This window comes from Streptomyces sp. NPDC058246 (genome assembly GCF_042881985.1).
GTDB lineage: Bacteria > Actinomycetota > Actinomycetes > Streptomycetales > Streptomycetaceae > Streptomyces.
This window is the reverse complement of the sequence record NZ_JBHVWZ010000014.1, coordinates 83,298-102,559: the sequence shown is the minus strand read 5'-3', so window position 1 is coordinate 102,559 and position 19,262 is coordinate 83,298. Positions and strand designations below refer to the sequence as shown.

At 67.7% G+C, this 19,262-nt stretch carries 13 protein-coding genes; 10 read left to right on the top strand and 3 right to left on the bottom strand.

Features of this window, described 5'->3' with window-relative positions:
• Positions 1 to 186: 186 nt before the first annotated feature.
• From mreC to ACFVXA_RS21555, 7 genes are all read left to right on the top strand, one after another.
• Positions 187 to 1,125, top strand: a complete 939-nt coding sequence (mreC, locus tag ACFVXA_RS21585; RefSeq protein ID WP_362018191.1) for a rod shape-determining protein MreC — start codon at positions 187 to 189, stop codon at positions 1,123 to 1,125.
• 14 nt (positions 1,126 to 1,139) lie between these two features.
• On the top strand, positions 1,140 to 1,811 hold the full coding sequence (mreD, locus tag ACFVXA_RS21580; protein ID WP_390026038.1) for a rod shape-determining protein MreD: 672 nt from the start codon (positions 1,140 to 1,142) through the stop codon (positions 1,809 to 1,811).
• A gap of 140 nt (positions 1,812 to 1,951) precedes the next feature.
• Positions 1,952 to 4,213, top strand: a complete 2,262-nt coding sequence (gene mrdA / locus ACFVXA_RS21575; RefSeq protein ID WP_362018195.1) for a penicillin-binding protein 2 — start codon at positions 1,952 to 1,954, stop codon at positions 4,211 to 4,213.
• The gene (gene rodA, locus ACFVXA_RS21570) at positions 4,210 to 5,409 is read left to right on the top strand and encodes a rod shape-determining protein RodA (RefSeq protein ID WP_362018197.1); all 1,200 of its coding nucleotides are present in this window, start codon (positions 4,210 to 4,212) and stop codon (positions 5,407 to 5,409) included. The genes mrdA and rodA overlap by 4 nt, the downstream gene beginning before the upstream one ends.
• Before the next feature lie 305 nt (positions 5,410 to 5,714).
• Positions 5,715 to 7,229, top strand: coding sequence for a CYTH and CHAD domain-containing protein (locus ACFVXA_RS21565; protein ID WP_362018199.1), 1,515 nt, complete (start codon positions 5,715 to 5,717; stop codon positions 7,227 to 7,229).
• A gap of 104 nt (positions 7,230 to 7,333) precedes the next feature.
• Complete coding sequence (locus ACFVXA_RS21560) at positions 7,334 to 9,304, top strand: TIGR03960 family B12-binding radical SAM protein (protein ID WP_389512630.1); 1,971 nt, start codon at positions 7,334 to 7,336, stop codon at positions 9,302 to 9,304.
• 560 nt (positions 9,305 to 9,864) lie between these two features.
• Positions 9,865 to 10,815, top strand: a complete 951-nt coding sequence (locus tag ACFVXA_RS21555; RefSeq protein ID WP_389512632.1) for a hypothetical protein — start codon at positions 9,865 to 9,867, stop codon at positions 10,813 to 10,815.
• 115 nt (positions 10,816 to 10,930) lie between these two features.
• Here the strand turns inward: ACFVXA_RS21555 and ACFVXA_RS21550 are convergent, their stop codons facing one another.
• The gene (locus tag ACFVXA_RS21550; RefSeq protein WP_389512634.1) at positions 10,931 to 12,550 is read right to left on the bottom strand and encodes a recombinase family protein; all 1,620 of its coding nucleotides are present in this window, start codon (positions 12,548 to 12,550) and stop codon (positions 10,931 to 10,933) included.
• A gap of 273 nt (positions 12,551 to 12,823) precedes the next feature.
• Entirely contained in the window at positions 12,824 to 13,519 is a 696-nt protein-coding gene (locus ACFVXA_RS21545; RefSeq protein ID WP_390026036.1) for a DUF899 domain-containing protein, read from the bottom strand.
• A 629-nt stretch (positions 13,520 to 14,148) separates the two neighbouring features.
• Between ACFVXA_RS21545 and ACFVXA_RS21540 the strand changes: the two genes are divergently transcribed.
• Positions 14,149 to 14,883, top strand: coding sequence for a DUF2637 domain-containing protein (locus tag ACFVXA_RS21540; protein WP_383747661.1), 735 nt, complete (start codon positions 14,149 to 14,151; stop codon positions 14,881 to 14,883).
• A gap of 226 nt (positions 14,884 to 15,109) precedes the next feature.
• Here the strand turns inward: ACFVXA_RS21540 and ACFVXA_RS21535 are convergent, their stop codons facing one another.
• Positions 15,110 to 16,888, bottom strand: coding sequence for an MOSC domain-containing protein (locus ACFVXA_RS21535; protein ID WP_390026033.1), 1,779 nt, complete (start codon positions 16,886 to 16,888; stop codon positions 15,110 to 15,112).
• Positions 16,889 to 17,109: 221 nt separating this feature from the next.
• On the opposite strand from ACFVXA_RS21535, the gene ACFVXA_RS21530 reads away from it, so the two are divergent.
• Both ACFVXA_RS21530 and ACFVXA_RS21525 read left to right on the top strand, forming a co-directional pair.
• Positions 17,110 to 18,372, top strand: a complete 1,263-nt coding sequence (locus ACFVXA_RS21530; RefSeq protein WP_390026031.1) for a hypothetical protein — start codon at positions 17,110 to 17,112, stop codon at positions 18,370 to 18,372.
• A 48-nt stretch (positions 18,373 to 18,420) separates the two neighbouring features.
• A complete protein-coding gene (locus tag ACFVXA_RS21525; protein ID WP_383747655.1) occupies positions 18,421 to 19,209 on the top strand; it encodes a TIGR03936 family radical SAM-associated protein in 789 nt (262 codons plus the stop codon).
• The last annotated feature ends 53 nt before the right edge of the window (positions 19,210 to 19,262 follow it).

Sequence of the window (19,262 nt, the reverse complement as noted above, 5' to 3'; positions counted from 1 at the left end):
GGCATAAACTCCTCCGACATAGAGTCATAAGCCCGCCCATAACAGCCCCCACAACTGCCCCATAACGGCCCCCCGCACCAGCTCCGTACAACACCCCCCATAACAGCCTCATCACGCCCGTGGGCATTTTCCGCTCAGGGTGCGCCCCTGTTGAACATTCCGACGAGGAAGGCACGGCCGCCGCACGTGAGGGACACACGAGAGAGCCGGCTGCTCCTGGTGCTGCTGATCGCCATCGCGTTCGCACTGATCACGGTGGACATCCGCGGCGGGCAGGACTCACCGGTCGACGGTGCCCGCCAGGCCGCCGCGACGGTCTTCGGCCCGATCGAGAACGGGGTGTCGTCCGCGGTCGACCCCGTCGGCAACGCGATCTCGGCGGTTCGCGACTCGGGCAGCCGGCACGACCGCATCGCCCAACTGGAGCACGACAACGCGGCGTTGAAGGCGAAGCTCGGCAGCGACGACCGCAACCGCAGCCGCCTCAAGCAGCTGAACAAGATGATCAACGTGGCGGCGGAGGGCCAGTACGGCATCAAGGGCGCCGAGGTCATCGCCATAGGAGCGGCCCAGGGCTTCTCCTGGACCGTCACCATCGACGTCGGCGCCAACGACGGCATCAAGCGCGACATGACCGTCCTGAACGGCGACGGACTGGTCGGGCGGGTCACCACCGTCGGCCCGGACACCGCCACCGTCCTGCTCGCCAACGACCCCGACTTCACCGTCGGTACGCGAATGGAGACGAGCGACGAACTCGGCTTCGCCTCCGGGCAGGGCGACCGCCCGCTCCGGGTCGAACTGCTCAACGGCAAGGCCAAGATCAACAAGGGGGACCGGCTGGTCACCTTCGGCTCCCAGGCCGACAGGCCGTTCGTGCCCGGCGTCCCGGTCGGTGTCGTCTCCCGCGTGGACCCCTCCGGAGGCGACCTGACGCGCACGGTCTACGTCAAGCCGTTCGTCTCGTTCACCAAGCTCGACATCGTCGGTGTCGTCGTCGAAGCCCCGAACAAGGACCCGCGTGACACGGTGCTGCCACCGAAACCGAAGCCGACACCCACGCCGACGGTGACCGTCACGGTCACCCCCTCGGCGTCCGCGTCCGACAACGGCCAGCAGCAGTAGGAGGAGCGAATCCCATGCGTTTCAACCGGATGCTGCTCTCCGCCACCCTGGTGGTCGTCGCCCTGGTGATCCAGGTGAGCGTCCTCGCCCGACTCCACCTCCCGGGCGCCGTCCCGGACCTGCTGCTCCTGACCGTGCTGGCCCTCGCCATGGTCTACGGCCATGTCAGCGGCGCCCTCATCGGCTTCGGCGCCGGCCTGCTCGCCGACCTCGCCCCACCCGCCGACCACGCCGCCGGCCGCTATGCCCTCGTACTGTGCGTCATCGGCTACTTCGCGGGCCTCGCGAAGCCGGACAACGGCCGGCTCAAGTCCGCGACGGCACCGATGGCCGTGGTCGTCGCCGCCGCGATCGGCTCCACCCTGCTGTACGCCGGTGTCGGCGCCCTCGTCGGCGACACCGCCGCCCGCCATGTGGGCCTCGTCAGCCTGCTGTTCACCGCCGCCCTGTACGACTTGCTCTTGGCACCGTTCGTCGTCCCGGGGCTGATGGGACTGGCCCGGCGCGCCGAGAACAACCCGCTCGCCGAGACCGGCACGTCCGCCAAGGCGGCCGACGTCTCCTCGGGCTGGCTGTCCTCCGGCACCGGGCTGCGCATCGGCGGCCAGCGCGGCGGACTGCGGGTGAAGGCCGCCAAGGCGCGCGTCGCCCGCGCGGGACGCATCAAGGGGGTCAAGCGGCTGTGAGGAGAGGGGTGAGGACGGCGGGGAGCAGACCTCAAGCGCCGCTCGCGTCACGGAAGTTGGCCGACCACGGCGTCGCCGCGCACAGGTTCGCCGTGTACTCGTATGTCTTGTACACACACTGAGAGGGGGAGGCAGCAGCAGTGACCAACATCCCCGAGACCGGTCGGACCCCACGGGTCCAGATTCGGCTCATCGTCATCCAGATTCTCGTACTCTCCCTCCTCGGCACCCTCGGCGGACGCCTCTGGTACCTCCAGATCCGCAACGGCGACGAGTACGCCAAGGAAGCCTCCGGCAACCACGTCCAGCAGGTCGTGCAGCCCGCCGTGCGCGGCTCGATCCTGGACGCGCGCGGAGTGCCGATCGCCGACAACGAGACCCGGCTCGTGGTCTCCGCCTCCCGTACCGACCTGATGAAGATGAAGGACGACGGCAAGGCGGTCCTCACCAAGCTCGCCGGGGTCCTGGGCATGACGCCGCAGGACGTCATGGGCAAGGTCCGCCTCTGCGACGCCAAGACGCCGCAGCCCTGCTGGAACGGCTCGCCCTACCAGCCGATCCCCATCACCGACGAGGCCACCACCCAGCAGGCCCTGCAGATCCGCGAGCGCTCCGAGGACTTCCCCGGCATCACCGCCGAGCCCGAGGCCGTCCGCCGCTACGCCGGCCCCGGCAAGGCCAACACCGCGCAGGTCCTCGGCTACCTCTCGCCCGTCACCGACGACGAGATCACCAAGGCCAAGGACACCAACTCGCCTTACCTCCGCTCCGACCAGGTCGGCCGCAGCGGCCTTGAACGCCAGTACGACAAGGAGCTGCGCGGCAAGGCCGGCGTCACCCGCTACGAGGTCGACAACCTCGGCCGCGTCATCGGCACGGGCAAGAGCGACGCCGCCCAGTCCGGCTCCAACCTGGTCACCAGCATCGACTCCCGGGTCCAGCGGGTCGCCGAGTACGAGCTGGACACGGCGATGAAGGCCGCCCGCCAGCAGTACGACAAGATCACCGGCGAGAACTACAAGGCCGACTCCGGCGCCGTCGTCGTGATGGAGGCCAAGACCGGCCGTATCGTCGCCATGTCGTCCGCTCCGACGTACGACCCGAACGTCTGGGTCGGCGGCATCTCCGCCAAGGACTACAAGAACCTCACCGGGAAGAACTCCGACTACCCGCTGCTCAACAGGGCCATACAGGGTCAGTCCGCGCCCGGTTCGACCTTCAAGGTGGTCTCCACGGCCGCCGCCGTCGAAGCCGGCTACGCCTGGGACGGCGGCTACCCGTGCACCAGCTCGTACTCGGTGGGCGGCCAGGTCTTCAAGAACTTCGAGGGGGAGAACTTCGGTCCGATCTCGCTCGGCCGGGCGCTGGAGGTCTCCTGCGACACCGTCTTCTACGGCCTCGCCGACCGGGAGTGGAAGAAGGACGGCGGCATCAACCCGAAGAAGGGCGAGCCCAAGGACTACTTCTTCAAGGCCGCCCACCAGTTCGGCCTCGGCAAGACCACCGGCATCGACCTGCCCAACGAGGTCACCGGCCGCGTCCCGGACCGCCAGTGGAAGGAGAGCTACTGGAAGGCCAACAAGGACGCCTGGTGCAAGAGCGGCAAGAAGAACGGCACGTACGTCGAGAAGATCGCGTACGAGAACTGCCTCGAAGGCAACAAGATGCGCGAGGGTGATGAGATCAACTACTCCATCGGCCAGGGCGACACCCTCGTGACGCCGGTCCAGGAGGCCATGATCTACGGCGCGCTCGCCAACGGCGGCACCATGTACCAGCCGACCATCGGCAAGGCGATCGTCAGCTCCGACGGCAAGACGGTCCAGGAGATCAAGCCGACGGTCAAGGGCAAGCTGCCGGTCAGCAAGACGGCGCTCAAGGGCATGGACCAGGCCCTCGCGGGCGTGGTCACCCGGGGTACCGCCGCCTGGAAGTTCGGCGGCTGGCCGCAGGACAAGATCGCGCTGCACGCCAAGACCGGTACCGCCGAGGTCTACGGCAAGCAGACCACGTCATGGTTCGCCACGTACACCAAGGACTACACGGTCGTCATGACGATCGCCCAGGCCGGTACAGGCTCCGGCGCCTCCGGTGAGGCCGTGCGCAACATCTACAACGCGCTGTACGGCGTCCAGTCCGACGGCTCGATCGACGACAAGAAGGCCCTGCTGCCCACCCCGGAGAAGAGCCTGCCGAAGATCCAGTCCGACGGTTCGATCGACGCTCCGCCGGTCTCCAAGGACCCGGTCAAGGACCTCCAGGCCAGCCAGAAGGACAACTCCGGCTCCACCGACCAGAACCAGCCCGCGGGCACCACGCCCTCGCCCAACGCGAGCAACCGCAACACCCGAAGGCGCACGTCCCGCACGAAGAAGCGGCGGGGGACGAGGATCCTGACATGACCGGAGCGAACAACTTCTCCGTCTCCGGGTACGGACCCGAGCGCGCGGGCTGGACGCGGCTGTTCGCCCGCGACTCGCTGGCCCGCCGCCTCGACTGGCCGATACTCCTGTCGGCCATCGCCCTCTCGCTGATCGGCTCGGCCCTCGTCTACTCGGCGACCCGCAACCGCACGGAGATCAACCAGGGCGACCCGTACTACTTCCTCATCCGCCATCTCATGAACACCGGCATCGGCATCGGTCTCATGATCGGCACGATCTGGCTCGGCCACCGCACCCTGCGCACGGCCGTGCCGATCCTGTACGGCCTCTCGGTCTTCCTGATCCTGATGGTCCTGACCCCGCTGGGCGCCACCGTCAACGGCGCCCACGCCTGGATCGTCCTGGGCGGCGGCTTCTCCCTCCAGCCCTCCGAGTTCGTGAAGATCACGATCATCCTGGGCATGGCGATGATGCTGGCGGCGCGGGTCGACGCGGGCGACAAGCAGTATCCGGATCACCGCACCGTGTTGCAGTCCCTCTGCCTCGCCGCGGTCCCGATCATGATCGTGCTGCTCATGCCCGACCTCGGCTCGGTCATGGTCATGGTGATCATCATCCTCGGTGTGCTGCTCGCCTCCGGTGCCTCCAACCGCTGGGTGTTCGGGCTGATCGGCACGGGCGCCCTGGGCGCGATCGCCGTCTGGCAGCTGCACATCCTCGACGAGTACCAGATCAACCGCTTCGCGGCCTTCGCCAACCCCAACCTCGACCCGGCAGGCGTCGGCTACAACACCAACCAGGCCCGTATCGCCATCGGTTCGGGCGGCCTGTTCGGCACCGGCCTCGGCCACGGCTCCCAGACGACAGGCCAGTTCGTCCCCGAACAGCAGACGGACTTCGTCTTCACGGTCGCGGGCGAGGAGCTGGGCTTCGCGGGCGCGGGCCTGATCCTGCTCCTGCTCGGCGTCGTCCTGTGGCGCGCCTGCCGCATCGCCCGCGAGACCACCGAGCTCTACGGCACCATCGTCGCCGCCGGCATCATCGCCTGGTTCGCCTTCCAGGCCTTCGAGAACATCGGCATGACCCTCGGCATCATGCCGGTCGCGGGCCTTCCCCTGCCCTTCGTGTCGTACGGCGGCTCATCGATGTTCGCGGTGTGGGTGGCGGTGGGGCTGCTGCAGTCGATCAGGGTGCAGCGCCCGCTGTCGGCGTAGCGGCGGGAAGTCGGTCCGCCCGCCGTTCGAGGACGAGAGCGGCGGGAAGTCGGCCCGCCGCCCGGCGTTCGAGGACGAGAGCGGCGGGAAGTCGGCCCGCCCGGCGCTCGAGGACGAGGCCGTTCGGGCCGATGCGCGGGGGTTGAGGGCGGCAGCCTCCAGGGACGCTGGGGGGCACCCCTGTTCGGGCGAAGCCGAGAGCTCGGGGGAGGGCAAGGGCGGAGGGGGCGAAAACGAGCCGCTCCCCGCGCCTCCGGTGCGCCCGGCCACTGCCATCCCGGCCCCACCCGCACTAGATTCAGGTCATGGCGGACACAAAGCGGGAAATCGAGCGGAAGTACGAGGGCTCCTCGGTCGGCGAAGACACAGGCCTGCCGGACCTGACCGGTGTCTCCGGAGTCTCCGGCGTCACCGACAAGGGCGTGGCCGAGCTGGACGCCACCTACTACGACACGCCCGACCAGCGGCTCGCCGCAGCCTCCCTCACCCTCCGCCGCCGCACCGGCGGCGCGGACGCGGGCTGGCACCTCAAACTCCCCGTCTCCGAAGGCGTACGCGACGAGATCCACGCCCCGCTCTCCGACGACGTGCCCCGGTCGCTGAAGGGCCTCGTCCGCTCCCGCGTACGCGACGCCGAACTCGTCCCCCTCGTACGCCTGCGGTCGACCCGCGACGTCCGCCACCTCGTGGACGCCGACGGAGCCCTGCTCGCCGAGGTCAGCCTCGACCGGGTACGCGCCGAGCGGCTCAGCGGCGGCAAGGGCACGGCCAAGTGGACCGAGCTCGAGGTGGAACTGGCCGACGACGGCGATCCGGACTTTCTCGACGAGGTCGAGCGGAAACTCCGCGAGGCCGGGCTGAACCGGTCCACGTCGCCGTCCAAGCTGGCCAGGGCACTGGCGGAGACCGGCGGCAAGAAGCAGCACAAGACGATCGTCGAGCAGCCTCCGGTCACCGCCGGGGACCACGTCCTCGCCTACGTCCGCGCCCAGCGCGACGCGATCGTCGAGCTCGACCCCGAGGTCCGCCGCGAGGTGGAGGACTCCGTGCACCGGATGCGCGTCGCCACCCGCCGGATGCGCAGCACCTTCCGCTCGTACGGCAAGGTCCTGGACCGTGCCGTCACCGATCCGATCGCCGACGAGCTGAAGTGGCTGGCCGGAGAGCTGGGCATCGACCGGGACCAGGAGGTGCTCACCGAGCGGCTCACGGCGGCCGTCGGCGAGCTGCCGCACCGCCTGGTCGCCGGCCCGGTCCACGACCGCCTGGGCACCTGGACCAGCGCCCGCCGCGGGGGTTCCAGGGACCGCTTGCTCGCCGTACTGGAGGGCAAGCGCTACCTGGACCTGCTCTCCGGGCTGGACACGCTGCTCGCGGAACCGCCGCTGCGCAAGGCGGCCACGGACGATCCCGGGAAGGTGCTCGCGAAAGCCGTGCGCAAGGATCTGGCGAAGGTCTCCGCGCTGGTCGAGCAGGCTCTCGACCTGCCGCCCGGCACCGACCGGGATCACGCCATGCACGAGGCCCGCAAGAAGGCCAAGCGCACCCGGTACGCGGCGGAGTCGGCCGCCCCCGCGCTGGGCAAACCCGCCGAGACCCTGGTCAAGTCGATGAAGTCGCTGCAGAGCCTGCTCGGCGAGCACCAGGACAGCGTGATGGCCCGTGACGCCCTGGGCGAGCTCGCGGAGCAGGCGCACGCGGCGGGGGAGAGTTCGTTCACCTACGGGGTGCTGTACGGGCGCGAGGAGCAGCGGGCGGCGGCCGTCGAGGCCCAGCTGCCGGACGAGTGGGAGGCGGTGGAGAGCAGGGCGGCGGTCTGACGGGGCGGCGGGCCTGTCCGGCCGCACGGTCCGACGGTGCGGCGGGTCCCTCCGGCCGCGTTAGGCTGGATGGTCACCCCTGCCAGCTCACGAAGGTTCGCGACATGCCTGCCGAATCCGCTGTGTCGGTCTTCCCGCAGCTCGAAGCTCTGCTCCCGCATGTGCAGAAGCCGATCCAGTACGTCGGCGGAGAGCTCAACTCCACGGTCAAGCCCTGGGACTCCTGCGATGTCCGCTGGGCGCTGATGTACCCCGACGCGTACGAGGTCGGGCTGCCCAACCAGGGCGTCATGATCCTCTACGAGGTACTGAACGAGCGCGAGGGCGTCCTCGCCGAGCGCACCTACAGCGTCTGGCCGGACCTGGAGGAGCTGATGCGTGAGCACCAGGTCCCGCAGTTCACGGTGGACAGCCACCGCCCGGTGAGGGCCTTCGACGTGTTCGGCCTGTCCTTCTCCACGGAGCTGGGCTACACGAACATGCTGGCGGCGCTGGACCTGGCCGGCATCCCGCTGGAGTCCAAGGACCGCACGCTCGACGACCCGATCGTGCTGGCCGGCGGTCACGCGGCCTTCAACCCGGAGCCGATCGCCGACTTCATCGACGCGGCGATCATCGGCGACGGCGAGCAGGCCGTGCTCGACATGACCGAGATCATCCGCGCCTGGAAGGCGGAGGGCCGTCCCGGCGGCCGCGAGGAGGTCCTCTTCCGCCTCGCGAAGACGGGCAACGTCTACATCCCGGCGTTCTACGACGTGGAGTACCTCGCCGACGGTCGTATCGCCCGCGTGGTCCCCAAGAAGTCGGGCGTCCCGTGGCGCGTGTCCAAGCACACGGTCATGGACCTCGACGAGTGGCCGTACCCCAAGCAGCCCCTGGTCCCGCTCGCGGAGACGGTCCACGAGCGCATGTCGGTGGAGATCTTCCGCGGCTGCACCCGCGGCTGCCGCTTCTGCCAGGCGGGCATGATCACCCGCCCGGTGCGCGAGCGCTCGATCACGGGCATCGGCGACATGGTGGAGAAGGGCCTGAAGGCGACGGGCTTCGAGGAGGTGGGCCTCCTCTCGCTCTCCTCGGCCGACCACTCGGAGATCGGCGAGATCGCCAAGGGCCTGGCGGACCGGTACGAGGAAGACAAGATCGGCCTCTCGCTCCCGTCGACCCGCGTGGACGCCTTCAACGTCGACCTGGCGAACGAGCTGACGAGGAACGGCCGCAGGTCCGGCCTGACCTTCGCCCCCGAGGGCGGCTCGGAGCGCCTGCGCAAGGTCATCAACAAGATGGTCTCCGAAGAGGACCTGATCCGGACGGTCTCGACGGCGTACGGCAACGGCTGGCGCCAGGTGAAGCTGTACTTCATGTGCGGCCTGCCGACGGAGACGGACGAGGACGTCCTGCAGATCGCCGACATGGCGATGAAGGTGATCGCCGAGGGCCGCAAGGTCTCCGGCCAGAACGACATCCGCTGCACGGTGTCGATCGGCGGCTTCGTCCCCAAGCCCCACACCCCCTTCCAGTGGGCGCCCCAGCTCTCCGCCGAGGAGACGGACGCCCGCCTCGAAAAGCTCCGCGACAAGATCCGCGGCGACAAGAAGTACGGCCGCTCGATCGGCTTCCGCTACCACGACGGCAAGCCGGGCATCGTCGAGGGCCTGCTCTCCCGCGGCGACCGCCGGATCGGCTCGGTCATCCGCGCGGTCTACGAGGACGGCGGCCGCTTCGACGGCTGGCGCGAGCACTTCTCGTACGACCGCTGGATGGCCTGCGCGGAGAAGACGCTGCCGGCGTACGGCGTCGACGTCGACTGGTACACGACGCGCGAGAAGACGTACGAGGAGGTCCTCCCCTGGGACCACCTCGACTCCGGCCTCGACAAGGACTGGCTCTGGGAGGACTGGCAGGACGCCCTCGACGAGACCGAGGTCGAGGACTGCCGCTGGACCCCGTGCTTCGACTGCGGCGTCTGCCCGCAGATGGACACGACCATACAAATCGGGCCGACCGGGAAGAAGCTGTTGCCTCTTACGGTCAGGAACGCGGGTCCGACGCAGGCGTCGAGCGGTCACTCTCACTGACGTGAGCGGGGCACTCGATCGGGTGATTGAGGCGCTGGCGGGGGCGAGCGAGGACGAGGTGACGGCTGTGCTGGCTGCGGCCGGCGTCTCGGTCCCTCGGCCGTCGGCGTCGCCAGTGCCCCTCCGGACGCCGTTGCCGGGCCCTGAGGCTTCGCTGCACATCGTCTCCGAGGTGGATTGGGTCTGAGACCCATGCTGGCTTGTGTGTGACTGTGTGGCTCCGCTAGCCCCCTTCCTGAACAGGGAAGGGGGCTAGTTGGCGTTCGCGGACCATCCGGTGTGCCGGATGCCTACAAGGCCGTGATCAATTGCCCAGCGGTCTCGATGCCGTTCCACCTGCCGGTTGTTCTGCGCGGCTAGTTCCCGATGGCGATGTCGACGATGAGGAGGCGTCCAACATCTTGACGGCATGCTGGTTCGGCCCTTATTTGAAGAGGGACGTGTGATGTATGCCGTCTGCTCGGATTCGATCACAGATCAACCCTTGGTTATTGGTTGACACCCTGTGGTTGCGTCTCGGTCTAACGTGCAGGATCTAATCCGAGTCGGTTAGGAGTGGCATGGTTGCGGCGGGGCGGGCATGGTTTTCGACCTCTAAGGTATACGCGATTGGCGTCCTTCTTCTGTTTATTTTAGGAATAGCAGGGGAAGTATCTGCGGCGCATCATGTGTCGTTCTGGGGTGTATCGGAAGAGCTTGTATCCGGACTAGGTGAAGCCTTCCTGGTGAGCGGAATTTTGGCGGTCCTGGTTGACCCGTTGATGAAGCGCCGAATGCAGGACGATTCTGCCTGGGGGGCGATATTTGGCTACCTCAATCCAGCCGCTCCCGAAGGACTCCGGAAGGCTGTCCGCGAAATAGTGAAGCCGCGAAGCTATGTAAAACAATGCCGCTGGGAGGCGAAATTTGAATGGCATGAGTCAAAGAAGGTATTGGCTATCGAGCTCGGCATTTCTGCTGCGTTGGTGAATCTGGATCCGAAGAAGAGATATAAAATAACAGGTCCACGGTGGGTACTTGGATCTATACCGGGACATGAAACCAAGTATCTAGAATTCACAATGACGTGCCCTGCCGGAGATTTCGGGCAGCTGAGTAAGCGTGGCGACGAACTCGACTCATACGTAGAAAAGCGGGATGACGGCACCCTACTCCTCGACGTCGGAGAATTGGCGAAAGGGTGTACAATCCCGCCCTCGGCGTCCTGGAGCGACACGCGGAAGGCGGTGATGTATCGAAGCTCCTCCGGATATGTTCCGCTGCATACTCGGTCGTACGCGGAGGATCTGACGGTTACCGTTTCAGGTACCGCCCTTCGCGATCTACGGGTTTACGTTACAGCCCCTAGTCGTGAGCCCTATGGGCCCTTGAAGCTGAGGGAGAACGGCAAAACGCAGTCGTTCGAAGTCCGACTGCAGGAGAATGTGCCAGGTCAACTCATATTGTTGTCGTGGAGCCTTCGGGGCGACGAATCGTCGGATGAAGATAGTGGAGATAGTTCTTCTGATTGAGCGGGTTGACGGCGATTCGTGAAGAGTGTCGATTCATGTCAGGCAAAGTTACGATCTTTGAGTCATGAACCGCGGATTCTTGGGTGATCGGCAGCTTCTGACCACGTCTACGACTCTAGAATTTCTCCGCGAAGTCGTCCTCTTTGAGAATCAGGCGGTCCCGTACGTCCTTCGGGATCATCAGTTTCATGTGGACGTGAGGTGCGCGAACACCCCGCACCTTGGCCCGTTTGATCCGGCACCGTACTCCGACACGGAACAGGTCTGCCGACATGGCCTCCATGCCCCCTTCCTGCCACCGGGTGCGGAACGATTTTCCGTTGTGCACGGCAACCCATCGGTCTTGGGTGGAATCGGGGTCCAGGTCGTTCAGCTGCCGGATGAGACCGTCCAACGTCTTCTCGGCCTGCTCCTTGGTGAAGCGAGTTTTCGTGAAGCGGCCTTCTGGTTCAAGACCGGACATGTAGTAGCTGACAGCCTGCTCCAGGCGCTTCTGTTCCTTCCGGGCCTCGGCGCCTTGCCGGTACTCGCGCGTCATGACGGGCTCGTCCCCGAGGACCTTTAGGACGTCGTCAACGAGCTTGCTGTAGATCCCGTCGGGGTTCGGTGCGCCGTGGCCGCCGGCCTTGCATTTGCTGCATCGCAGGTAGGCGTACGGTCGGCCCTTCGTCGTGGTCTTCTGCACCGTCATGTTGGTGTCGCAGTCGTCGCAGATGAGGACACCGAGGAACTGTGTCGCGCCGCCGAGCTGGCGGGCGGGCTGGTCCTTGCCTCGCCGGTTCAGAACGTCTTGAAGGCTCTCGAACTCCTCAGCCGTGAAGATCGGCTCGGCTACGCGGATCGGCTTGGCGTCATTGGCGAGGACGATCTTCGAGCGGCGCACCCCACCGTTCTTGTCCTCTTCTACGCGGTACCCCATGAGAGCTGGGTTCCTGAGGCGACGGAGCAGCGTCGAAGCCGTGAGGCCTGGTCCGCACAGTCCGGAGCGTACGAGGACCTTGACCATGCCGCGGGCAGAGACGGGGGTGGACCTCATCGCGGCGTCGCGGCACCAGTGAAGCGCCCTGCGCGCATCCTGATCGACGGCGAGTACGACCTTGCCGTTCTCGTCTTCGGTGGTCTCGTAACCGTAAGCGGGCTTGCCCACCAGCCACTCGCTCTGGGTCTTGGTGTAGTCCCACAGACTCGCGACGCGCGTGCTGGTATTGGCGGCTTCGATCTCGGCGATACCGCCGATGATCGTGACCATGATCTTCCCGGCGGTCGTTGTCAGGTCTATGGAGTCGTTCTTGGAGATCAGGTTCTTCCCGTACTTCAGACACCAATCGATCATGGTACTGAGGTCGGAGAGACGCCGTACGAACCGGTCGAGCTTCCAGAAGAGCAGTACGTCGAACTCGGGCGCGCGGTTGTTGAGCCAGCTTCCGAGCTCCTTGCGCTTCCAAGGCGGGACCTTCGTGGCAGACACGTTCAGATCGCTGGCGACTCCGACTACGCGGCATCCGCGCTCCCTGGCGAGCAGCCGCAGATCGAGTTCCTGGCGGACCGGAGACGTCGTGTCGTCGGTGAGCACGGACAGTCGTACGGACAGCAACGCTCGCGGGGCATCGTTCGGCAACAGGGCTTCTGCCGCCTTCAGTTGCTCCAAGAGTGCTAAGTCCGCCTCCGTCCACTCGGCCTCAACTGAGTATTGACGGCCGTCAGTTGGCGTTCGCTTCCTCGTCCTTGTCCCCATGCCTACGACGGTAGTGGATGCAGCTGTGTTGGTGTATGCCTGCAGATGGACACGCACATCCAGATCGGCCCGACGGGCAAGAAGCTGTTGCCTCTCACGGTCAAGAATGCTGCGACGGCGCCCGGCGGTCACTCTCACTGAGGGGCAGGCGGTTGTGTGATCGGTAGAGGCCCCTTCCGGATCGGGAGGGGTCTCTACCGGTATGGAGTCCGTGAGTCCGGCGCTGGGGGTCCCGTGATCGCGGATGAGGCATCAACCAACCGCAACGGACCCTCAGCCGCCGCCGGAGCCCGAGCCATAGAGCGCGGCGATGTCCTTGGACGTCGCCCAGCGGCTGTAGGTGGGCGACTGAGGCCAGCCCTCGGGCGAGTCCTGCCATTCCTCCTGTCGTCCGTACGGTAGGAGGTCGATCAGCGCGAAGGTGTGACTGAGCTGTTCGGTACCCCGGCCGTTGGTGTGCCAGGTGCGATAGACGGTGTCGCCGTCGCGCAGGAACACGTTGACCGCGAATCCTCCGTCGGGCGGCGCGCCGACGTCGGCACCGAACGAGCTGTCGCCGGTCGAGTACCACGTCATCTGGTTGCCGACCCGCTGCTTGTAGGCGAGTGCCTCTTTGATCGGGCCCTGGGTGACGATGACGAATCGCGCGTCGTAGTTGTCCAGGAACTCCAGGCGGGTGTACTGCGAGGTGAACCCCGTGCAGCCCGGGCACTGCCATTCCTTGCCGGCGAACCACATGTGGTTGTAGACGATCAGTTGCCTCTTGCCTTCGAAGACGTCCGCCAGCCGAACGAGGCCGTCCTCGCCCTCGAGGGTGTAATCGGGCATCTCGACCATGGGCAGGCGACGACGCTCGGCGGCGATGGCGTCAAGCTCCCGCGTCGCGGCCTTCTCCCGGGCGCGCAGTGCCTTGAGCCGGTGCTCCCAGGTCGCGGCGTCGACGACGGGGGGTAGTGCGTCGGTGGTCATGGTCCCCTCACAGTGCTCGTGCGCGTGCTCTCGCTTGTGCGGGGGTAGACCCCACCGGGCTCCGGAACTCATCGGTCGTCGAGGCCTCGTCGAAGTCCTCGCCGAAGTCTTCGCCGAAGCCGCCCGGAACGTCCTGCCGATGTTGAAATCGGGTTGTCGTCATGGTCCTTCTCGACACCGCGCGTGCGTGTTGAGAATTTAATCGACCCTGCACTGTCATCCCATAAGCAAGATAATTACTTGACGCGCATTCCCCTAAATGCCCGAAACCCTGCACCCTGTGACGATCGTTAGCTGGTCGTGACTCTCCAGGCAAGGCATGTAGATGAGGCTCATCCGCCACTCTCGGGCAAGGGAAGCTCCGATGAACCGGAACAGCGGATTTTCTTCTCAACCAATCGGTCTCCTACCGGAAGCGGCAGCGTCTGGCCTGAGATGGACGATGAGGAACTGCCCCTCACGCACTGCTCGGACCTGCTTGAGGACTTCCTTGAGGTAATCAGTCGGCTGGAACGTGAATACCTGCGTGCCGCGCTGGAGGAACATGAGGTCGCGAGCGCAATCGCTGCGCGGTCCAGGACGTGTGCTCTGGGTGGAACGCTCTGAGACAGGGTGCGGAGGAGCCAGATATGGACAGGATTCGAGATGAATCAACGCTCCATGACATTCGGTTCGATCTCAGAACCGGCTATGACCCGGTAGATCGACATCTCGATGACATCGATCGGCTTGGGGAGGGTCACCTCTGGCGCGTTCCCGATCCGGCGGTCTCGCCGGACGCATGGGATCCGGCCGAGGAGCTGGCCGAGATGCTGTACACGACGTCCAGCGCGGCTTCCATCCCGTCCCCTCGGGACGGCCACAGGCGGCCCCGCCGCCCGGCCGATCGGCGGCGCCATCGGCCCGGCCCTCGTTTCATGGCCGGAAAACGAAAGATCATCACCGTGGCGATCCTGGTCGCGATGATCACGGTGTGTGCGGTGATGATGCTGGGCTGGTCGATCTCGTATTCGTACAATCAACTGCGGGTCATTTCGTTGCTCGTGGTGTCCGCGAGGTTGGCGAAGTGGTGGCCGCTGACGGTGTACGGGCCGTGGCTCGTGGCAGGTCTGTCCATCTTGCGGGCGGCCGTCCAGCAGCGAACTGCTCGGCGGTCCTGGGCGGTGCTGCTGCTCGCCTCCGGTACGGCGGTGGCTCTGTGCGTCGGTCATTCACCGCGTTCTGTGCTCGCGATGGTGGTCGTCGGAATTCCGCCGATCACCGCCCTGGTCTGTTTCCGCGAACTTGTCGGCCAGATCTTGCCGGAGAATGGCCCTCGGCATTCATCTCGTGCCGTAAATCGATCCAAGCGGACAACGCCATAGGTCGCTACGACATGATTGCGCCTGCCGGTGAGGGGGCCCATCCATGGGCACGTGCAGACGGTCAGGTGAGCGGGGCGCTGCCGCACGTCGTGGACGCCCTCGCCGACAGCGGCGAGGGCGTCTCGACTGCCGGATGTCCGGCCCGCGTCGACCGTGTCCCGCGGAAGCGGAAACCAGGGCGAGGTCCTGGGATTCCAGGGGCCTGACGACCTTGGGCGCTCTCTTCTCACAGGTCCAGGACGACACCCTCGGTGCCGGGTACCGGCGTTGAGCAGCAGATCAGGGCGTTGCCCTCGGCCGGGGGCTCGACCGGATCCGGGGAGTAGGCCACAGTGCCGGACAGCAGGGGCAGCTCGCAGGTGTGGCACACGCCCGTACGGCAGGACCACCGCACCGGCACGTCGCAGGCCTCGGCCAGCTCCAGCAGGCTCGCACGGCCCGTGTGCCAGGGCACGGTCAGACCACTACGGGCGAAGGTCACCTCGGGGCCGGTGCCCGGCTCCCCGGCAGGCTGGTGCGGAGCCCGGGTGGTCGCCGGGGCACCGATGCCCGGAGTGATGGCCGCAGCTGCCCCGAACAGCTCGCTGCGCACCCGGGCGGGATCCAAGCCCGCATCGAGGAGTGCGGCGGTGGTGGTGTCCATGAAGTCACGCGGCCCGCACAGATACGCGTCCGCGTCCGAAGGCAGGCCCAGGCCGCTGATGCGCGCGGGGGTGAGCCGGCCCTCGTCGGTGTAGTCGACGCCTTTACGGTCCCCCTCTGCCGGTCGGCTGTAGAAGACCCGGAACCTGGCATGGGGCAGCGCCGCCAGCAGCTCCCGGCTCTCCGCGGCGAAGGGGTGCTCGGCGCGGTTGCGGGCGCCGTGCAGCCACCACACCTCCCGTTGCGAGCCGGACCGGGCCAGGGTGTGGAGCATGGCCAGCACGGGCGTGGCCCCCACGCCCACGGAGATCAGCACCACCGGACCGTCGCCCTCCACCAGGAAGAAGGTGCCGCGGGGGGCCGCGACCTCCAGCTCGGCGCCCACGACGGCATGCTCGTGGAGATACGCGCTGGCCATTCCGTGGGGCTCCCGCTTGACGCTGATCCGGTAGCTGTCGGCGCCGGGCGTGCCGGACAGGGAGTAGCTGCGTACCAGCGGCCCCCCGCCCTGGTGCGTTCTGATCTTCGCCGTGACGAACTGCCCGGGCAGCGCGGCGGGCAGCCGGGTCCCGTCGGGGGCGGTCAACGTCAGGGACAGCACACTGCCGCTCTCGGCCCGGATCCCCGTGATCGTGAGCGGCCGGAACCCTCGCCATGCGGGCGGGGGAGCGGCGGCTCCGGTCAGACCCGCGTTCCCGGCCGCGCCGGCGGACCCCTCCTCCGTCCGTTCGAGCAGGGCACGCATCGACGCCTGCCAGCCCGGACTGAGCGCGGGGATCCGCAGCGCCCGTGCGATCCGTCCCCGGTCGTGCCCCGGCAGGTACAGCAGCCCATCGATCTCCTGGACGGACATCCCCTCCGGGCCGGCGGTGACCTTGACGATCTCCTGCCCGGCCTCCACCTCGCCTTCCTCGATCACCCGCAGGTAGAAGCCGGGGCGCCGGTGCGCCACGAGCAGCGCCGCCATCCGAGGTTCCCCCAGCCGCAGGCCGACGCGGTAACAGGTCACGCGCGGCTGGGTGACCTCGAACAGGGCGCCGCCGATCCGGTAGCGGTCGCCGACGCAGACCTCGTCGTCCGCGAGTCCGTCCACCGTGAAGTTCTCGCCGAAGTGGCCCGGCCGCAGGTCGTCACGGCCCAGCTCGCGCGCCCAGTGGCGGTACGAGTCGAGCTGGTACACCAGCACCGCGCGCATTTCCCCGCCGTGGCCCGCGAGGTCGCCCTGGCCGTCTCCGTCGATGTTCAGCCGCCGCACCATCCGGGCCCCGGTGACGGGGTACTTCCAGACCCCCGTATGGACGGTGCGGCCCTGCCACGGCACGTCCTTCGGCAGCCCCACGTTCACCGATGCCAGCGTGGCCATGGTCCACCTCGCCCGTCATCCGCCGCCGAGTCGAACCACCAGCATTTCGCCGGTGCGCGAGATCCGCCATCGCAGCCCGAGACGCCCAGTACCGAGCCGCCGACGGGTCCCGGAAGGTGGGCGAGGCGGGCGGGGGGCTCGAGGACGAGCGGGCCGGGAGGTTGCGGTATTCGGTCCCCTTTGACCGCATCCATCGCGGCGGCTGACGCGTCTAGGCAGGTATGGAACTGGAAAAGCCGCCTGCTGAGCGGCCCGTCACGCAGGCCGAAGGGTGCCTCGCCGTCGCGATCCGCATCCCGGTGCGGATCGTGGTGCTCGTGCTGGTCGTGCCGGTGCGGATGGTGTGGGACGCGCTGGTCGTGGGCGGTCGGTTCCTGCGCGACACCGTGCTGCGGCCGGTGGGCCGGGCGCTGGAGTGGCTGGCGTGGGCGGTGTTCGTCTGGCCGTGGGTGACGCTGTGGCGCTACGTGATCGTGCCGGTCGGCAGAGCACTGGCCTGGCTCGGGCACGTCCTGCTGGTCGTCCCCGCGGTGTGGTTGTACCGCACCCTGCTGACCCCCCTGGGGCACGCCCTCGCGTGGGTGGCCCGGAGCGTCTGGGCCGGCATCACGTGGGTGGCCCGGGGGGTCGGGGCCGGGCTCGCCTGGGCGGCGCGGGGCATCTGGGCCGGCGTCACCTGGGTGGCGCGGGGGATCGGTGCCGGGCTCGCCTGGGCGGTCGCCGGTGTCGCGGCCGGGCTCGCCTTGGTCTACGCACGGCTGCTCACGCCCGTCGGGCACGCCATCGCCTGGCTGTTCAAGGGGATCGGGCTGGTGCTCGCGGCCGTCGGGGCCGGGGTGTACAGCGTCGTCGCCTGGCTGGTCCTGTATCTGATCGTCGTACCGGCCCGGTGGCTGTACGAGTGGGTCCTCGCGCCCGTCGGCAGGGGGATCGCCTGGCTGGCGCGGGGTCTCGGCCGGCTCATACAGATGATCTTCATCGGCATCGGTGCGGCGATCTACTGGACGCTGCGCGTCCTGCTGGTACTGCCCGCGCTCGCCGTGTGGCGCTGGGTGCTCGTGCCCGTCGGACGCGCGCTCGCCGTCATCGGCCGGGAGATCGGCGAGGCCATCGGGCACGCCTGGCGCGTCGCCGGACATATCTCCCTAGCCGTCGGGCGGTTCCTCGGACGACTCTTCCGGTGGATCTTCGTGGAGCCGGTGCGCTGGGTGTACCGCAGCGTGCTGACACCCGCCGGGCACGTCGTACGTGACCTGGTGCTGCGGCCCGCCGCCGAGGCCGCGCGCGGCGTCGGACGGGTCACACGGCAGGCGCTGGCCGCCGCCCGCGACTCCGCCCGGCAGGCCCGCGCCGACTTCCGGCGGATGCTCTTCGGCACGCCGAAGGAGCCCGAGCCGGTCCCGGTCGGCGCGCCCCGGCGGGAACCGGGAGCCGGTGAGACACGTACTCTAGATAGCAGTAAGACCGCTCTCACGAAGGACTGAACGACACTGGGCAAGCGACAGCCCGAAGGCCCGCCGCCCGCACCCGCGGTGCAGCGCATCCGACTGCGCTACACCAAGCGCGGCCGCCTCCGGTTCACCAGCCACCGTGACTTCCAGCGCGCCTTCGAGCGTGCGCTGCGCCGCGCCGAGGTGCCGATGGCGTACTCGGCGGGGTTCACGCCGCATCCGAAGGTGTCGTACGCCAATGCCGCACCCACCGGCACGGGCAGTGAGGCGGAATATCTGGAGATCGCGCTCACCGAGCCGCGTGACCCGGACATGCTGCGCGAACTCCTCGACGAGTCGCTGCCCTCGGGGCTCGACATCATCGACGCGGTCGAGGCCCGCACCTCGGGTCTCGCCGACCGGCTCACCGCTTCCGTGTGGGAACTGCGCCTCGACGGCGTGGACCCGGCTCAGGCCGCGCGCGCGGTCGAGGCCTTCAAGGCGGCCGACACCGTCGAGGTGCAGCGCAGGACCAAGAACGGCATGCGGACCTTCGACGCCCGCAGCGCCGTGGCAAGCCTCGAAGCGAGCCCGGAGACGCACAATCCCCAGGCTGATAGGCCGACGGACCAGCCCTGTGCGATACTGCGGCTGGTTGTTCGGCACGTGACGCCTGCCGTTCGACCCGACGACGTCCTGTCCGGTCTTCGCGCCGTGGCCGACCTGGCGCCGCCGGTCGCCGCAGCGGTGACCAGGCTGGCGCAGGGGCTGTTCGATGAAGAGACCGGCACGGTGACCGACCCGCTCGCGCCCGACCGCGAGGCAGTCACGGCCGCCCCAGCCGATCGCTCCGGGGTCGCCGAAGCTGCCGCCGCGAAGGCGCCGGCGTAAGGAAGGTCCCGCGTAAGGACGGATGTCGTAGCGCCGCCCTCGTATCCGGGAGC